This is a genomic window from Arthrobacter paludis (assembly GCF_056782315.1).
The window spans coordinates 1-15,481 of record NZ_JBXAEW010000003.1; the positions used below are offsets into that span (position 1 = coordinate 1).

Here is a 15,481-nt window from a genome sequence, read left to right on the forward strand (position 1 = left end):
GGGCTAGCGAGCCAGCGCCGCTGCGCGCCGTGGCGGTCGAAAGTTCCGGTTCGGCTCGCCCGTGGCGTATCGCCGGGGCCGGTTTGGGACCGATGATGGTGGTGTCTGCCGCGGTGACGCCGGTCCGTCCTTGGTGCATCGGTTTGGCCCGTGGGCTAGCGTGGCGCGGAGGGCCCCCACGGGCACCGTGGATTGTTGCCTCGAGCACGAGTACTAGATTCCTGAATCCCAACAGCCCTCTCCACGGCAGGCGCACAACCGAAGACCACTGCTGTCAGGGGAGGTTCGCCATCATGGATTTGATCCACGAGAGGTCCGCGGGGATCGACATCTCCAAGCGCGACGCGAAGGTCGCCATCCGCGCCCCGGGCAAACGGCCCGGGACCTTCACCACCACAGTCACCACCTGGGGAGCGACCACGAACGAGATCCTGGCCCTGCGCGAGATGCTGCTGGCCGAGCGGGTCACGACGGTGGTGATGGAGGCGACCAGCGACTACTGGAAGCCCTTCTACTACCTCTTCGAGGACGTGCTGCCGGTGATGCTGGTCAACGCCAAGGCCGCCCGGAACATCCCGGGCCGCAAAACGGATGTCTCCGACGCCGCATGGCTGGCCCAGCTCGGCGCGCACGGGCTGCTGCGCGCCTGCTTCGTCCCGCCCGAGCCGGTCCGGCAGCTGCGGGACCTGACCCGGGCACGGACGCTGGCGACCCAGGACCGCACCCGGGAGATCCACAGGCTGGAGAAGTTCCTCGAGTCCACCGGAATCAAGCTCTCCTCGACCGCCTCGGAGCTGACCGGGGTCTCGGCCCGCGCGATGCTCGAGGCGCTCGTCGCCGGCGAACGCGACCCGCAGGTCCTGGCGGACCTGGCCCGGGGCACCCTTCGCCGGCGGCTCCCCGAACTCGTCGAGGCCCTCACCGGCCGCTTCACGGACCACCACGCGTTCATCTGCCGGATGCACCTGGAGCGGATCGATTCGATGACGGAATGGATCGACCAGCTCACCGCCCGCATCGAGGAGGCGATGTCCCCCTTTCGCGCCGCGAGGGACTTCCTCGCCACCATCCCCGGGGTCTCCACCACCGTCGCCGACACCGTCGTCGCGGAAACCGGGGCCGACATGAGCCGCTTCCAGACCCCGGGCCGGCTCTGCTCCTGGGCCGGGCTCGTCCCAGGCCACAACGAATCCGCCGGACGGGTCAAGTCCAGCAAGACCCGGCCCGGGAACCGCTACCTCAAGGGCGCCCTCGGCACCGCCGCGCTCTCGATCGCCCGACACCCCAAAAACACCTACCTCGGCGCCCGCTACAAGCGGATCGCCGCCCGCCGCGGCCGGACCAAGGCCCTCGTCGCGACCGAGCACGCCATCCTCGAGGCCGCCTGGCACATGCTCGCCCAAGGCGAGTGCTACCAAGACCCCGGATCGGACTCCCTCACCAGGATGGATCCCGCCAGGGCCAAGAACAACGCGATCAGGCACCTGAAGGCCCTCGGCTACAACGTCACCCTCAGCCCCACCGTCGCAGCATGACCCACCTACTTTCGTACTAGGCCGTGGCGGGCACCTTGGCCTGCGGCGTCTCGACCGCCGGGAAGGCCTTCGGGTGCGTTCCGGCCATCGTCTCGATGACGCGGACGACCTGGCACGAGTAGCCGAACTCGTTGTCGTACCAAACGTAGACGACGGCGTTCTTGCCGGAGGCGATCGTCGCCAGGCCGTCGACGATGCCGGCCCGGCGCGAGCCGACGAAGTCCGTGGAGACGACCTCGGGCGAGTCCACGAAGTCGATCTGCTTGTGCAGGTCGGACGTGAGGGAAGCCTCGCGCAGGAAGGAGTTGATCTCCTCCTTCGTCGCCTCGCTGGACAGGTTCAGGTTCAGGATCGCCATCGAGACGTCCGGGGTGGGGACGCGGATGGCGTTGCCCGTGAGCTTGCCGGCGAACTCCGGCAGGGCCTTGGCCACGGCCTTCGCCGCGCCGGTCTCGGTCAGCACCATGTTCAGCGCCGCGCCGCGGCCGCGGCGGGAGCCCTTGTGGAAGTTGTCGATCAGGTTCTGGTCGTTGGTGTACGAGTGGACCGTCTCGACGTGCCCGTGCTCGACACCGAAGCGGTCGTTGAGGGCCTTCAGGACCGGGGTGATGGCGTTGGTCGTGCAGGACGCGGCCGAGAGGATGCGGTCCCCGTCGGTGATGTCCTTGTCGTTGACGCCGTGGACGATGTTCTTCAGGTCGCCCTTGCCGGGGGCGGTCAGCAGGACCCGGGAGGCACCCTTGGCCTTGAGGTGCTGGGAGAGGCCGTCCTCGTCGCGCCACTTGCCGGTGTTGTCGACGACGATGGCGTTGTCGATGCCGTACTGCGTGTAGTCGACGGCGGCCGGGTCGTTCGAGTAGATCACCTGGATCAGGGTCCCGTTGGCGAGGATCGTGTTCTTCTCCTCGTCGACCGTGATCGTGCCCTCGAACGGGCCGTGGACGGAGTCGCGGCGCAGCAGCGAGGCGCGCTTGACGAGGTCGTTGTCGCTGCCCTTGCGGACGACGATGGCGCGCAGGCGCAGCCCGTAGCCGCCGCGCTCGATGAGGATGCGGGCGAGCAGGCGGCCAATGCGGCCGAAGCCGTAGAGGACGACGTCGGTGGGCTCGGCGTCGGCGGCGCCCGCGGCACCGACCTTGTCGCCGAACTCGGCCACCAGGAAGTCCTTGAGCGCGGCGCCCTTGCCCTGCTCCTTGTACTTCTTGTTCAGGCGGGCCAGGTCCACGGACACGGCGCCGAGGTCGAGCTCCGCGAGCGCCTCGAGCAGCGGGTGGGTCTCCTCCAGCGGCAGTTCGGCGTCGTCGATGCGACGCGCGACGCGGTGGGCCTTGAGGATGTCGATGGCCGACTTGTTGATCAGCTTGCGCCCGTAGATCGACGTGACGACGTTGTTGTTCCGGTACAGGCGCCCGATCAGCGGGATCATGGCCTCGGCGAGTGCCTCGCGGCCGCTCCAGGCCTCCTGGGCGGCGACAGACTGCTGGGTCACTACTTGTCCTTCCAATTCAGCCGGCCCGGATCGTGGGCCGGTTGGCACCGCTAAAGCACCATTGCAGAGACGGTTTGGTGGGGCGTCGGGATCAGGCCCCGGGACTCTTCCCTGTCCCCCATTCTAGGCGGTGGCACGCGCCCCCGACGGCCACCCCCGGTGAGGTCGCTCACACGGGGGCGGGGGACGGGACAGCATGTACGCCGGGTTCTGTTCCGGCGCCCGGTTGCCCGGACGCCGGCGACGGCCATCCATCTAGGGCCGGCGTTGCCGCCGGCCTCGAGCGGCCTACCCGGTTGCTGGGGCGGACAGCCCTCGTGGCGCAACCTGTTTGGCCTTGCTCCGGGTGGGGTTTACCGAGCCGGCCCGGTCACCCGGGCCGCTGGTGGTCTCTTACACCACCGTTTCACCCTGACCCGCCCTGGGGCGGGCGGTCTGTTTTCTGTGGCACTGGCCTGCGGGTCACCCCGAGTGGGCGTTACCCACCACCCTGTCCTGTGGAGCCCGGACGTTCCTCGGGCCGCCTCGCGGCGGCACGCGGCCGTCCTGCTGTCCCGTCCGCCGCCCAGTCTACCCGCCGCGCGGCAGCCGATAGGATGCTGGGATGCTCATCGTCCTGCCGCCCTCCGAGGGAAAGCGCGCCGCCACGGGCGGCGGGCCCGTCGACCCCGAGGCCCTGTCCTTCCCCGAACTGAACCCCGAGCGGCTGAAGGTCATGGAGGCCCTGGCGGCCGTTTCGGCCGGCCAGGACGCGCAGCGGGTCCTGGGCGTGGGCGCCTCGCTGGCGGCCGAGGTCGAGCGCAACACCGGGCTGGATGCCGAGCCCGCCGCACCCGCGCACGACGTCTACACGGGCGTGCTCTACGAGGCCCTGGGCTTCCGGGACCTCGATGCCGACCAGCGGCGCAGGGCGGAGGAATCCGTGGTGGTCGTCTCCGCCCTCTGGGGCGCCGTGGGCTTCGGCGACCGCATCCCCGCCTACCGGCTGTCCATGTCCGTCGACCTGCCCGGCATCGGCCGGCTCGCCTCGTGGTGGAAGCCGCGGCTGGCGGACGCCCTCGGCCGGCGGGCGGCCGGCGGCCTGGTCGTGGATTGCCGCTCGAGCACGTACGCGGCCGCCTGGGCGCCCGCACCGGCGGGCGCCGTCGCGGTCTCCGTCGTGCAGGAGCGCGGCGGCGCGCGGAAGGTGGTCTCGCACTTCGCGAAGCACACGCGCGGCGAGGTCGCGCGGCACCTGCTGACGCGTCCCGGCGGCGCCCCGGAGTCGCCGCAGGCCCTCCTGGGGGCGGTCCGGGAGCGTTGGGAGGCCGAACTCTCCCCGGCCACCGCGCGGAAGCCGCACCAGCTGACGGTCGTCCTGCCGGAGGACCACAGCTTCGCGCGCTAGGCGCCGGTGCGCACCAGGATGGCCCCGGAGTCGGGGCAGAACACGACGTCGTCGACGGCTGCCGCCCGGATGTCCGCGAGGTCCCCGGCGGAGAGCGTCATCCCCGACCCCTCGGAGAAGTCTCCGCGCAGCCGGGCGGCCCCCACGCCGTAGTGCTCCCGCCGCCGGTCGTAGAGTGCCACGAGGGCGGGGTCCAGCGCGGCGGCGAGCTCGGCCCGGGCGCTGCGCGTGCGCGAGTCGGCGGCGTCCAGCTCGGCCAGCTCCGCGTCGATCCGCGCCCGGTGGGCCTCGTGCTCCCGCTCCGCGTCGGCCACCGCGGCCCGGGCCCGTTCCGTATCCGCGGCCGCGGACTCGGCGGCCTCCATCAGCTCCAGCTCCTCGTCCTCCAGCACGGACTTGCGGCCCGTCAGCGAGTCGATCTCGTGCTGCAGCGCCATCATGTCGCGGGCCGTGCCGCGCCCGGCGTCGATCTGTCCGCGGTCCTTGGCGATCCGGTCCTCGACCTTCTGCACCTCGCGCTCGGAGGCCCGCAGGGCGGCGTCGCGCTCGCCCTGGGCCTCCTCGGCCTGGGCGAGGTCCCGGCGGGCGGACGCCAGCGCCTCGCTGGCGGCGGCCGCCTCGGGGTCGGCCCGGAGCTCGGCCCTCCTCCGCGAGGCCTTCACGAGCGCCGCGTCCAGTGCCTGCAGCTCCAGCAGCCGTTCCTGCTGCTCCGGTGGTGCCTTCGTCACGCGCGCTGTCCCCTTCCCGGCGCCCGCCGGGTGCGGGCGTCCGTGACCGCCAGCCTAGACGCCCGCCGCCCCGCGTGTCTGCGGGATCAGCGTCCGGGCGTGAGGATGAAGTCCCACGGGTCGGAGTTGACGGAGCTCACGGCCAGCTCGACGTCGAAGTCCTGGTCGCGCAGCACGTTGCCCAGGGCCTCGGCCGCGGCCGGAAGCCAGAGCCACTCCCCCGCGAAGTGCGAGACGTCGACGAGGTAGGGGCGGCCGTCGACGGCGGCCTCCCGGGCCTCCGAGGCCGGGTGGTGGCGCAGGTCGGCGGTCACGTAGACGTCGGCCCCGGCGGCGCGCACCGCGTCCAGCAGGCCATCCCCGGCCCCTCCGCACACGGCGATGCGCCGGACCAGGCCGTCGGGGTCGCCCGCCACGCGTACGCCGCCGGCGACGGCGGGCATCGCGCCGAAGACGCGCGCCGCGAAGTCGGACAGGATGGCGGCCTCCGGCAGGTCCCCGATCCGGCCGATCCCCTCCTCGGGCAGCCCGTGCTCGGCCGGGGCCAGCGGCTCGACCCCGGTCAGGCCGAGGATGTCCGCGATGACGTCGGAGACCCCGCCCACGGCGGAGTCCCCGTTGGTGTGCACGGTCACGAGCCCGCAGCCGGACTCGATGAGGCGGTGCACGACCTCCCCCTTGAACCCGGTGGCGGCGACGGAGTTCACGGGGCGCAGCAGCAGCGGGTGGTGGGTCACCAACAGGTCGGCGCCGTGGCGGATCGCGTCGTCGACGACGGCCAGCGTCGGGTCGACGGCGAAGACGACCTTTCCGACATCCTGCTCGGGGCGGCCGACCACGGGGCCCACGGCGTCCCAGCCCTCCGCCAGGGACGCCGGCCACAGCTCTTCGATGGCCAGCAGGACCTCGCCGAGGGTGGGGCGCCGGCCGGGCTTCGGGGGCTCGGTCGGCCCGCCGCCGGTCGGGTCCTGCGCATTCGGCTGCTCGGTCTGCATGGGACTACCGTAGCGGCTGCGGGAATGCACGGGCGCCCGCGGACATTGAAGACAGGGATGGGACACCACGACATGGATCAGCAGACCGAGCCGGCCCCCGCCGGCGCCCTCCGGCCCGCCGCCGCCATGCGGACCTTCGTCCTCGCCGGCGGCTGCTTCTGGTGCCTCGACGCCATCTACCGCCGGATGCGCGGCGTGGTCGGGGTCGTCTCGGGCTACACCGGCGGCCACACCCCTGCCCCGCACTACCGCGAGGTGTGCTCGGGGACGTCCGGCCACGCCGAGGCCGTCGCGGTGACGTTCGACGAGTCCGTGCTGCCGTCCGACGTCGTGCTCGACGTCTTCTTCGCCACCCACGACCCCACGACGCTGGACCGGCAGGGCTACGACGTCGGGCCCCAGTACCGGTCGGCGATGTTCTACCACGACGCCGGCGAACTCGAGTTGTTCCGCGGGGCCATCGAGCGGAACCAGCCGAACTGGGCGGCGCCGATCGTCACGCGGCTGGAGCGGGCCTCGCGCTTCCACGAGGCGGAGTCGGAGCACCAGGACTTCTACCGCCGCAACCCGTGGGCGGGCTACTGCCAGGTGATTATCAACCCCAAGCTCGCGAAAGCGCGCAAACATTACGCGGCATGGCTCGAGGAATGATTGTTACCCGCCACGGCGACCGGGCGCGGCAGGCCGCCCCGGGTGCTGACTAGGCTTGCCGCGACCGGAAACACCGACCCCGCCAGGAGGCGCCACCATGGGAACCATCCACCAGGACGTCACGCGCATCGTGGGGGGCACCCCCCTGGTGCGGCTCAACCGCATCGCCGAGGGCCTGCCCGCCACGATCGCCGCGAAGCTGGAGTTCTACAACCCCGCGAACAGCGTCAAGGACCGCATCGGCGTTGCCATCGTCGACGCTGCCGAGCGCGCGGGGGCCCTCCGGCCCGGGGGCACGATCGTCGAGGGCACGTCCGGCAACACGGGCATCGCCCTGGCCATGGTGGGCGCGGCCCGCGGCTACCGGGTGGTGCTGACCATGCCCGAGACCATGTCCACCGAGCGCCGCGTCATGCTGCGCGCATTCGGGGCGGAGATCGTCCTGACGCCGGGCTCCGAGGGCATGCGCGGCGCCGTCGAGCGGGCCCGCGAGATCGTCGCGACGACGGAGAACGCCATCTGGGCGCAGCAGTTCGCAAACGAGGCGAACCCGCGCGTCCACCGCGAGACCACGGGCCAGGAGATCTGGGACGACACGGACGGCGCCGTCGACATCCTCGTCTCCGGCATCGGCACGGGCGGGACGATCACCGGCGCCGGCCGCCTGCTCAAGGAGCTCAAGCCCGGCGCGCAGGTCATCGCCGTCGAGCCGAAGGACTCCCCCATCCTCAACGGTGGGGCCCCCGGGCCGCACAAGATCCAAGGTCTGGGCGCGAACTTCGTGCCGGAGGTGCTGGACACCACCGTCTACGACGAGGTGCTCGACGCGTCCGTCGAGGACTCCGTCGCCACCGCCCGAGCCCTGGGGACGCAGGAGGGCATCCTCGGCGGCATCTCGGCCGGCGCGGCGGTGTGGGGCGCCCTGCAGGTGGCCGCGCGGCCGGAGAACGCCGGTAAGCTGATCGTCGTCGTCGTCCCCGACTTCGGCGAGCGGTACGTCTCCACGCTCCTCTACGACGACATCCGGGGCTAGCCGACCGCCCCGCAGCCCCGACCGCAGCGAACGAAGGCCACGATCTTGACTTTTCTCGCCCGCCTGAAGGAAGACCTGGAAGGCGCCCGCGCACACGATCCCGCCGCCCGCGGCAACGTCGAGAACGCGTTGGCGTACTCGGGGCTGCACGCGATCTGGATCCACCGCCTGACCCACCGGATGTGGGCCAACCCGGCCCTGCGGCTCCCGGCCCGCCTCGTCTCCCAGGCCGGGCGGGCGCTGACGGGGATCGAGATCCACCCGGGCGCGACGATCGGCCGGCGCTTCTTCATCGACCACGGCATGGGCGTGGTCATCGGGGAAACCGCCGAGATCGGCGACGACGTGATGATCTACCACGGGGTCACCCTCGGCGGACGGTCACTGGCGCGGGTCAAGCGCCACCCCACGATCGGCGACCGCGTCGTCATCGGCGCGGGCGCGAAGGTCCTGGGTCCGATCACCATCGGTGCGGACTCGGCGATCGGGGCCAACGCCGTCGTCGTCAAGGACGCGCCCGCGGACTCGATCATCACCGGCGTGCCGGCGCAGAACCGGCCGCGGAAGCCGGAGGAGCACAAGCCGGCCGTCGACCCGGCCGAGTACATCGATCCCGCCATGTGGATCTGAGCCGGACCCTTCGTCCCACGAACGGCGCAGGCCGGCCCTCCCCGCAGGGAGGGCCGGCCTGCGCCGTTCGTGGGGGTCTCCGGCGGTCCTGGCGCGGCCGGGGGACCCGTGGCCGCCTAGTGGGTGTCGACGGCGGAGACCTCGGAGCGGTCGCCGCTCCAGAGCGTGTGGAAGGTTCCCTCGGCGTCCACGCGGCCGTAGGTGTGGGCCCCGAACAGGTCGCGCAGGCCCTGCGTCAGGGCGGCCGGCAGGCGCTTGCGGCGCAGCCCGTCGTAGTAGGCCAGCGACGAGGAGAACACGGGCGCCGGGATGCCCAGCTGCGCTGCCGTGGCCACGACCCGGCGCCAGGCCGGCAGCACCTCGGCGATCGCGTCGGTGAAGGCCGGGGCCAGCAGCAGGTTCTCGGGCCGCTCCGGTCCCGCGTACGCCTTCATGATGTCGTCGAGCAGCTCGGCGCGGATGATGCAGCCGGCGCGCCAGAGGGCGGCAATCGCCTCGAGGTCCAGGTCCCAGCCGTACTGCTCGGCCGCGGAGGTGATCATGTCGATGCCCTGCGCGTAGCTGACGAGCTTCGAGGCGAACAGGGCCTGGCGGACGTCCTCGACGAACCCGTCGCCGACCTCGACGGACCCGGCGCCCGCCGGGAGCGTCTCCTGGGCGATGGCGCGCTGGCCCCGCTGGGAGGAGAGCCCGCGGGCGAACACCGACTCGGCGATCCCGGAGACGGGCGACCCGAGCTCGAGCGCGGAGACGACCGTCCAGCGGCCGGTGCCCTTCTGCCCGGCCGAGTCCACGAGCACGTCGACGAAGGGCTTGCCGGTCTTGGCGTCCGTGTGCGCCAGGACCTCCGCGGTGATCTCGATGAGGAAGGAGGACAGCTCGCCCTCGTTCCACCGGCGGAAGACCCCGGCCTGCTCGGCGGGCTCGATGCCGGCGGCGGAGCGCAGCAGGTCGTAGGCCTCGCCGATGACCTGCATGTCCGCGTACTCGATGCCGTTGTGGACCATCTTCACGAAGTGCCCGGCGCCGTCGGTCCCCACCCACGAGCAGCAGGGCGTGCCGTCGTAGTCGGCGGCGATCTTCTCCAGCATCGGCCCCAGCGCGTCGTAGGACTCGCGCGAACCGCCGGGCATGATGGACGGGCCGTTCAGGGCGCCCTCCTCGCCGCCGGAGACGCCGACGCCCACGAAGTGCAGGCCCCGCTCCGCGAGCGCCGCCTCGCGGCGCCGGGTGTCCTCGTAGTGGGAGTTTCCGGCGTCGATGACGATGTCGCCCTCGTCGAGCAGGGGCACGAGCTGCTCGATGACCGAGTCGACGGGGCCGCCCGCCTTGACCATGATGAGCACCCGGCGCGGGCGCTCCAGGGAGGCCACCAGCTCCTCCAGGGTCTCGGTGCGCACGAAGTCGCCCTCGTGCCCGTGGGCCTCGAGCAGGGCGTCGGTCTTGCCGACGGAACGGTTGTGCAAGGCGACCGTGTACCCGTTGCGGGCGAAGTTCCGCGCGAGGTTCGCGCCCATCACGGCGAGGCCGGTGACGCCGATGTGTGCTGGCATGTGTTCTCCCTGATCGGTGGGACCGGCCCCACCGGCCGGCACGGCGGGCGTGGGCACGGCATCGTGACAGCGTGGTGGCGGGCGATCGCCGCCCGCCGCTGGTGGGTCCTACCGGGATCGAACCGATGACATCCACGGTGTAAACGTGGCGCTCTACCAGCTGAGCTAAAGACCCTTGCGGCGCCCCAGACTACCGGTCGGCGGACCGGCCCGCCAATTGGTCCAGGGCCCGGGCGTAACGGCCGGGTTCGCGGGCCTGCCCCGCCGGGGACTCGAAGCGGTCCGCGACGGCGCCGTCGGCCACGAGGAACGTGCGCCGGACGGCCCGGCCGTGGGCCGCGTCGAAGCACCCGAACGCCGTCGCCATGGCCCCGTGGGGCCAGAAGTCGGCAAGCAGCGGGAAACCCAGGCCCTCCTGCTCGGCGTACGCGCGCAGCGCGTACTTGTGGTCCACCGAGGCGGCCCAGACGGCCACGCCCCGCTCGGCCCACGTCTCCCGCGACCGCTCCACCCGGCCCAGCTCGGCGGTGCACACCCGCGAGAAGGCGAACGGGTAGAAGACCAGGAAGTGGAGGCCGCGCGCGAACGCGGCCCCGGTCACCGGCTGGCCGAACTGGTCCTCGACGCGGAACGGCGGGAGGCGGTCGCCGGGCACGGGGCCGGTCGCCGCCGCGTCCACTAGTTCTTGCGCCGGCCGACGAGGCGGGCGGCCGCCCAGTCCGCCGAGACGCCCTCGGTCGTGGTCACGTGGAGCCCGGCCGTCGGCGCCGCCTCCTGGATCTCACTCGGGGGCACGTGCCCGTCGCGTCCGTTCTTGGGGGTCAGCAGCCACACGACGCCGCCGTCGCCCAGGGTCGTCTGGGCGTCCACCAGGGCGTCGACCAGGTCGCCTTCGTCCTCGCGCCACCACATCAGCACCCCGTCGACGACCTCCTGGTCGTCTTCCGTGAGCAATTCGTTCCCGGTGAGGTCCTCAAGGGCCTCGCGCAGGTCGAAGTCGACGTCGTCGTCGTACCCGAGTTCCTGGATCAGATCCCCGTCCCGGAAACCCATTTTGCCTACAGCCGTGGTCTTGGCCGCTCCGGCGTCGCTCACGTTCTCCTCCTCGTCGTGGGTACGGTCACCCCAAGCCAACACCTTTTGCCCCGCTCCATCAAGCGGAAGAGCCCAGACGGGCCTCCGTGTGACGGCGCGGCCCCGCCCGGGGGCGCTCTGGCTGGGTCGCGGGCCGCGGCGGCGTCTAGAGTGGGCTCAGCACACGCGCGGCCGATTCGATCCGGCCGCGTGCATGGCGGCACGGCCGCCGCTCCGCGCCCCGCTGCACGGCGGGACGCGGCGCACCACCACGCTGTACCCGCAACGAGGAGAAGTAGGACGTGGCTGAAGAGGAACACATCTCGCACATCCGCAGTGGCTTGACCAGCCAGCTGCCAGACCGGGACCCGGAGGAGACGGCCGAATGGCTGCAGTCCTTCGACGAGCTCGTCGAGGCCCAGGGGACCGAGCGCGCCCAGTTCATCGTGCGGTCCATCCTCCAGCGCGCCGGCGCCAAGTCCGTCGGCGTCCCCATGGTCACCACCACGGACTACGTGAACACGATTCCGGTGGACCAGGAGCCGGAGTTCCCCGGCGACGAGGAGACCGAGCGCCGGTACCGCGCGTGGATGCGCTGGAACGCGGCCGTCATGGTCCACCGCGGCCAGCACCCCTCCATCGGGGTCGGGGGCCACATCTCGACGTACGCGGGCGCGGCGACCCTCTACGAGGTCGGCTTCAACCACTTCTTCCGCGGCAAGGACCACCCCGGCGGCGGCGACCAGGTCTTCTTCCAGGGGCACGCCTCGCCCGGCATGTACGCCCGCGCCTTCATGGAGGGCCGGCTCTCCGAGGACGACCTGGACGGCTTCCGCCAGGAGAAGTCCAAGGAGGGCAACGGCCTGCCGTCCTACCCGCACCCGCGGAACATGCCCGACTTCTGGGAGTTCCCGACCGTCTCGATGGGCATCGGCCCGGCCAGCGCGATCTACCAGGCGCAGCTGAACCGCTACCTGCACCACCGCGGGATCAAGGACACGTCCCAGCAGCACGTGTGGGCGTACCTGGGCGACGGCGAGATGGACGAGCCGGAGAGCCGGGGCTTCCTGCAGCTGGCCGCGAACGAGAAGCTGGACAACCTCACGTTCGTCATCAACTGCAACCTGCAGCGCCTCGACGGCCCGGTGCGCGGCAACGGGAAGATCATGCAGGAGCTCGAGGCGTTCTTCCGCGGCGCCGGCTGGAACGTCATCAAGGTCGTCTGGGGCCGCGAGTGGGACTCCCTGCTGTCCAAGGACACGGAGGGCGCCCTCGTCGACATCATGAACCAGACCCCGGACGGCGACTACCAGACCTACAAGGCCGAGTCCGGCGGGTTCGTCCGCGAGCACTTCTTCGGCAAGTCCCCGGTGACCAAGGAGATGGTCGCCGACATGACGGACGAGCAGATCTGGAACCTCAAGCGTGGCGGCCACGACTACCACAAGGTCTACGCGGCCTACAAGGCGGCCACCGAGTTCAAGGGCAAGCCGACCGTGATCCTGACCCAGACGGTCAAGGGCTACGGGCTGGGCCCGCACTTCGAGGGCCGCAACGCGACCCACCAGATGAAGAAGCTGACGCTGGACGACATGAAGGCGTTCCGCGACCACCTGCGCATTCCGCTCACGGACGAGCAGCTCGAGGCCGACCCCTACCGCCCGCCGTACTACCACCCGGGCCCGGACGCGCCGGAGATCAAGTACATGATGGACCGCCGCGCGGCCCTCGGCGGATCCGTGCCGGAGCGCCGCACGAAGCACAACGGGCTCCACCTGCCGGACGAGAAGGCGTACGCCGTGGCGAAGCGCGGCTCCGGCAAGCAGGAGGCGGCCACCACGATGGCGTTCGTGCGCCTGCTCAAGGACCTGATGCGGGACAAGGAGTTCGGGGCCCGCGTGGTGCCGATCGTCCCGGACGAGGCCCGCACGTTCGGCATGGACTCGTTCTTCCCGACCGCGAAGATCTACAACCCGAAGGGCCAGAACTACCTGTCCGTGGACCGCGACCTGGTCCTCGCGTACAAGGAGTCCCCGCAGGGCCAGATCCTGCACACGGGCATCAACGAGGCCGGCTCGGTCGCCGCGCTCACCGCGGCCGGCACGTCCTACGCGACCCACGGCGAGCCGCTCGTGCCGATCTACATCTTCTACTCGATGTTCGGCTTCCAGCGCACGGGCGACCAGTTCTGGGCCGCCGCCGACCAGATGACGCGCGGCTTCGTGATCGGCGCGACGGCGGGGCGGACCACGCTGACCGGCGAGGGCCTGCAGCACGCCGACGGGCACTCCCCGCTCCTGGCGGCGACCAACCCCGCCGTCGTCACCTACGACCCGGCCTACGGGTACGAGATCGGGCACATCGTCAAGGCCGGCCTGGAGCGCATGTACGGCGGGAACCACCCGGACCCGAACGTCATGTACTACCTGACCGTCTACAACGAGCCGATCTCCCAGCCCGCCGAGCCGGAGGAGCTGGACGTCGAGGGCCTGCTGAAGGGCATCTACCTCCTGGCGCCGGCCAAGGTCGATGGCCCGCGCACGCAGCTGCTGGCCTCGGGCGTCGCCGTGCCGTGGGCGCTGGACGCGCAGCGGATCCTGGCCGAGGAGTGGGGCGTCTCCGCGGACGTCTGGTCCGTGACCAGCTGGACCGAGCTGCGCCGCGAGGGCCTCGCCTGCGAGGAGGAGGCCTTCCTCGAGCCCGGCAGCGAACCCCGCACGCCGTTCGTCACGCGCCAGCTCGCCGGCGCCACCGGCCCGGTCGTGGCCGTGACGGACTACATGAAGGCCGTGCCGGACCAGATCCGCCAGTTCGTCCCCAACGAGTTCGCGACCTTGGGTGCCGACGGCTTCGGGTTCTCGGACACCCGGGCCGCCGCGCGGCGGTTCTTCAAGATCGACGCGCACAGCGTCGTCGTCCAGGCCCTCCAGATGCTGGGCCGCCGCGGCGAGGTCGACGCGGACGCCGCCCGCCAGGCGTTCGAGAAGTACCGACTCGACGACGTGACGGCGGGCACCTCGGGCAACGCCGGCGGCGACGCGTAGCGGCGCCGCGCAGGAGAGGCCCCGCGGCCGGTGGACGACACCGGCCGCGGGGCCTCGTCTTTTGTAGTGTTCTCACAAAATGGAGGCCGGGGCCGCGCATGCGTATCCTCGATGTCATGAGCGACGAGCGCGCCGCCGGCGGCACCAGGGTCCGGCCCGCACGGCAGGCGAAGGCCAGCCCCGAGACCCTGAAGCGCCTCAAATCCCACCTCGGGGTGCTGTCCACGGTCGCGCTGCGCCACCTGGACCAGTCCCTGCCCTGGTACCGCGGGCTGAGTCCCGAGGAGCGGGCCGCCCTCGGGCTGGTGGCCCAGAAGGGCATCGCGTCCTTCGTCTCCTGGTACGAGCGGCCGACGTCGCCGCAGTGGGTGCTCACGGACGTCTTCGGGGCCGCCCCGAGCGAATTGACGCGGTCCATCAGCCTGCAGAAGGCCCTCCAGCTGATCCGCACGATCGTCGAGGTGGTGGAGAGCCAGGTCCCCGACCTCGCCCCCGAGTCCGACCAGGTGCAGCTGCGCGAGGCCGTCCTGCGCTACTCCCGCGAGGTGGCGTTCGCCGCCGCGGACGTCTACGCGCGCGCGGCCGAGTCGCGCGGCGCCTGGGACAGCCGGCTGGAGGCCCTGGTCGTCGACGCGGTGCTCCGCGGCGAGAGCCCCGACTCGCTCCGCTCGCGCATTGCCGCCGTCGGGTGGACCTCCCAGGGCGGGATCCACGTGGTCGTCGGGTCCTCCCCCGAGGTCGTCGGCGCCGGGTTCGTCGGCGAGTTGCGCCGTGCGGCCGCCCGGCACGCCCGCGACTGCCTCGTGGGGATCCAGGGCGACCGGCTGATCCTGATGCTCGGCGGCGTCGACGACAGCGAGGCGGCGTGCGCCCGGCTCGCGTCGTTCTTCGGACCCGGTCCGGTGGTCTACGGCCCCCGGGCGGACAGCCTCCGGGAGGCCGCCGGCAGCGCCCACGCCGCGTTCGCGGGCATCGCCGCCGCGCCGGCCTGGCCCCTGGCCCCGCGCCCCGTCGCGGCCGAGGACCTCTGGCCCGAGCGGGTCGTGAACGGCGACCAGGCGGCCCGGACGGCGTTGGCGGAGGCGATCCACGCCCCGCTCGTGGCCGCGGGCAACGGGCTCGTGGAGACCCTCTCCACGTACCTCGCGCTGGGGCACTCGCTGGAGGGCACGGCCCGCGAGCTGTACGTCCACGCCAATACCGTGCGCTACCGGCTCAAGCGCGTCTGCGACATCACCGGATGGGACCCGCTCATCCCGCGGGAGGCGTTCGTGCTCCAGACGGCCCTCGTGGTCGGCCGCCTCGATACCCACCCTTCGTTGTAGGATTCCTACAAGCGCCCCCCGGGTGAGCTTGGCGCGT

At 71.8% G+C, this 15,481-nt stretch carries 13 protein-coding genes, 1 tRNA gene and 1 other RNA gene; 7 read left to right on the forward strand and 8 right to left on the reverse strand.

Going from position 1 to position 15,481, the window contains the following annotated elements:
* The first annotated feature begins 293 nt into the window (after positions 1–293).
* Positions 294–1,535, forward strand: a complete 1,242-nt coding sequence (locus tag AC1Q5D_RS02835) for an IS110 family RNA-guided transposase (protein ID WP_481737057.1) — start codon at positions 294–296, stop codon at positions 1,533–1,535.
* A gap of 16 nt (positions 1,536–1,551) precedes the next feature.
* Here AC1Q5D_RS02835 and AC1Q5D_RS02840 read toward each other — a convergent pair whose 3' ends face one another.
* Both AC1Q5D_RS02840 and rnpB read right to left on the reverse strand, forming a co-directional pair.
* On the reverse strand, positions 1,552–3,024 hold the full coding sequence (locus AC1Q5D_RS02840; protein WP_481737058.1) for a glyceraldehyde-3-phosphate dehydrogenase: 1,473 nt from the start codon (positions 3,022–3,024) through the stop codon (positions 1,552–1,554).
* A gap of 183 nt (positions 3,025–3,207) precedes the next feature.
* An RNA gene (gene rnpB, locus AC1Q5D_RS02845) (RNase P RNA component class A) lies at positions 3,208–3,581 on the reverse strand.
* 47 nt (positions 3,582–3,628) lie between these two features.
* Here rnpB and AC1Q5D_RS02850 point away from each other — a divergent pair.
* The gene (locus AC1Q5D_RS02850) at positions 3,629–4,411 is read left to right on the forward strand and encodes a YaaA family protein (RefSeq protein WP_481737059.1); all 783 of its coding nucleotides are present in this window, start codon (positions 3,629–3,631) and stop codon (positions 4,409–4,411) included.
* Here the strand turns inward: AC1Q5D_RS02850 and AC1Q5D_RS02855 are convergent.
* Complete coding sequence (locus AC1Q5D_RS02855) at positions 4,408–5,139, reverse strand: zinc ribbon domain-containing protein (RefSeq protein WP_481737060.1); 732 nt, start codon at positions 5,137–5,139, stop codon at positions 4,408–4,410. The two genes, AC1Q5D_RS02850 and AC1Q5D_RS02855, sit on opposite strands and share 4 nt — an antisense overlap.
* 86 nt (positions 5,140–5,225) lie before the next feature.
* Complete coding sequence (locus tag AC1Q5D_RS02860) at positions 5,226–6,134, reverse strand: Nif3-like dinuclear metal center hexameric protein (RefSeq protein ID WP_481737061.1); 909 nt, start codon at positions 6,132–6,134, stop codon at positions 5,226–5,228.
* Positions 6,135–6,260: 126 nt separating this feature from the next.
* Between AC1Q5D_RS02860 and msrA the strand changes: the two genes are divergently transcribed.
* The 3 genes from msrA to epsC all read left to right on the forward strand — a co-directional run bounded on the left by msrA (position 6,261) and on the right by epsC (position 8,448).
* Positions 6,261–6,785 (forward strand): peptide-methionine (S)-S-oxide reductase MsrA, encoded by a 525-nt coding sequence (msrA, locus tag AC1Q5D_RS02865; protein ID WP_481737308.1) that lies wholly within the window; start codon positions 6,261–6,263, stop codon positions 6,783–6,785.
* Positions 6,786–6,882: 97 nt separating this feature from the next.
* Complete coding sequence (gene cysK, locus AC1Q5D_RS02870) at positions 6,883–7,818, forward strand: cysteine synthase A (protein WP_481737062.1); 936 nt, start codon at positions 6,883–6,885, stop codon at positions 7,816–7,818.
* A gap of 45 nt (positions 7,819–7,863) precedes the next feature.
* A complete protein-coding gene (gene epsC, locus AC1Q5D_RS02875; protein WP_481737063.1) occupies positions 7,864–8,448 on the forward strand; it encodes a serine O-acetyltransferase EpsC in 585 nt (194 codons plus the stop codon).
* Positions 8,449–8,564: 116 nt separating this feature from the next.
* Here epsC and gndA read toward each other — a convergent pair whose 3' ends face one another.
* The 4 genes from gndA to AC1Q5D_RS02895 all read right to left on the reverse strand — a co-directional run bounded on the left by gndA (position 8,565) and on the right by AC1Q5D_RS02895 (position 11,096).
* The gene (gene gndA / locus AC1Q5D_RS02880) at positions 8,565–10,001 is read right to left on the reverse strand and encodes an NADP-dependent phosphogluconate dehydrogenase (protein ID WP_481737064.1); all 1,437 of its coding nucleotides are present in this window, start codon (positions 9,999–10,001) and stop codon (positions 8,565–8,567) included.
* Between the two features lie 99 nt (positions 10,002–10,100).
* A tRNA-Val gene (locus AC1Q5D_RS02885) sits at positions 10,101–10,176 on the reverse strand.
* 15 nt (positions 10,177–10,191) lie between these two features.
* Positions 10,192–10,680: a redoxin domain-containing protein gene (locus tag AC1Q5D_RS02890; RefSeq protein WP_481737065.1), complete on the reverse strand. Its 489-nt coding sequence runs from the start codon at positions 10,678–10,680 to the stop codon at positions 10,192–10,194.
* Positions 10,680–11,096 carry a DUF3052 domain-containing protein gene (locus AC1Q5D_RS02895; protein WP_481737066.1) on the reverse strand — a complete coding sequence of 139 codons (417 nt, stop codon included), beginning with the start codon at positions 11,094–11,096 and terminating at the stop codon, positions 10,680–10,682. The genes AC1Q5D_RS02890 and AC1Q5D_RS02895 overlap by 1 nt, the downstream gene beginning before the upstream one ends.
* 281 nt (positions 11,097–11,377) lie before the next feature.
* Here AC1Q5D_RS02895 and aceE point away from each other — a divergent pair, with 281 nt between their 5' ends.
* The gene (aceE, locus tag AC1Q5D_RS02900) at positions 11,378–14,119 is read left to right on the forward strand and encodes a pyruvate dehydrogenase (acetyl-transferring), homodimeric type (protein ID WP_481737067.1); all 2,742 of its coding nucleotides are present in this window, start codon (positions 11,378–11,380) and stop codon (positions 14,117–14,119) included.
* A gap of 116 nt (positions 14,120–14,235) precedes the next feature.
* The gene (locus AC1Q5D_RS02905) at positions 14,236–15,444 is read left to right on the forward strand and encodes a PucR family transcriptional regulator (RefSeq protein WP_481737068.1); all 1,209 of its coding nucleotides are present in this window, start codon (positions 14,236–14,238) and stop codon (positions 15,442–15,444) included.
* The last annotated feature ends 37 nt before the right edge of the window (positions 15,445–15,481 follow it).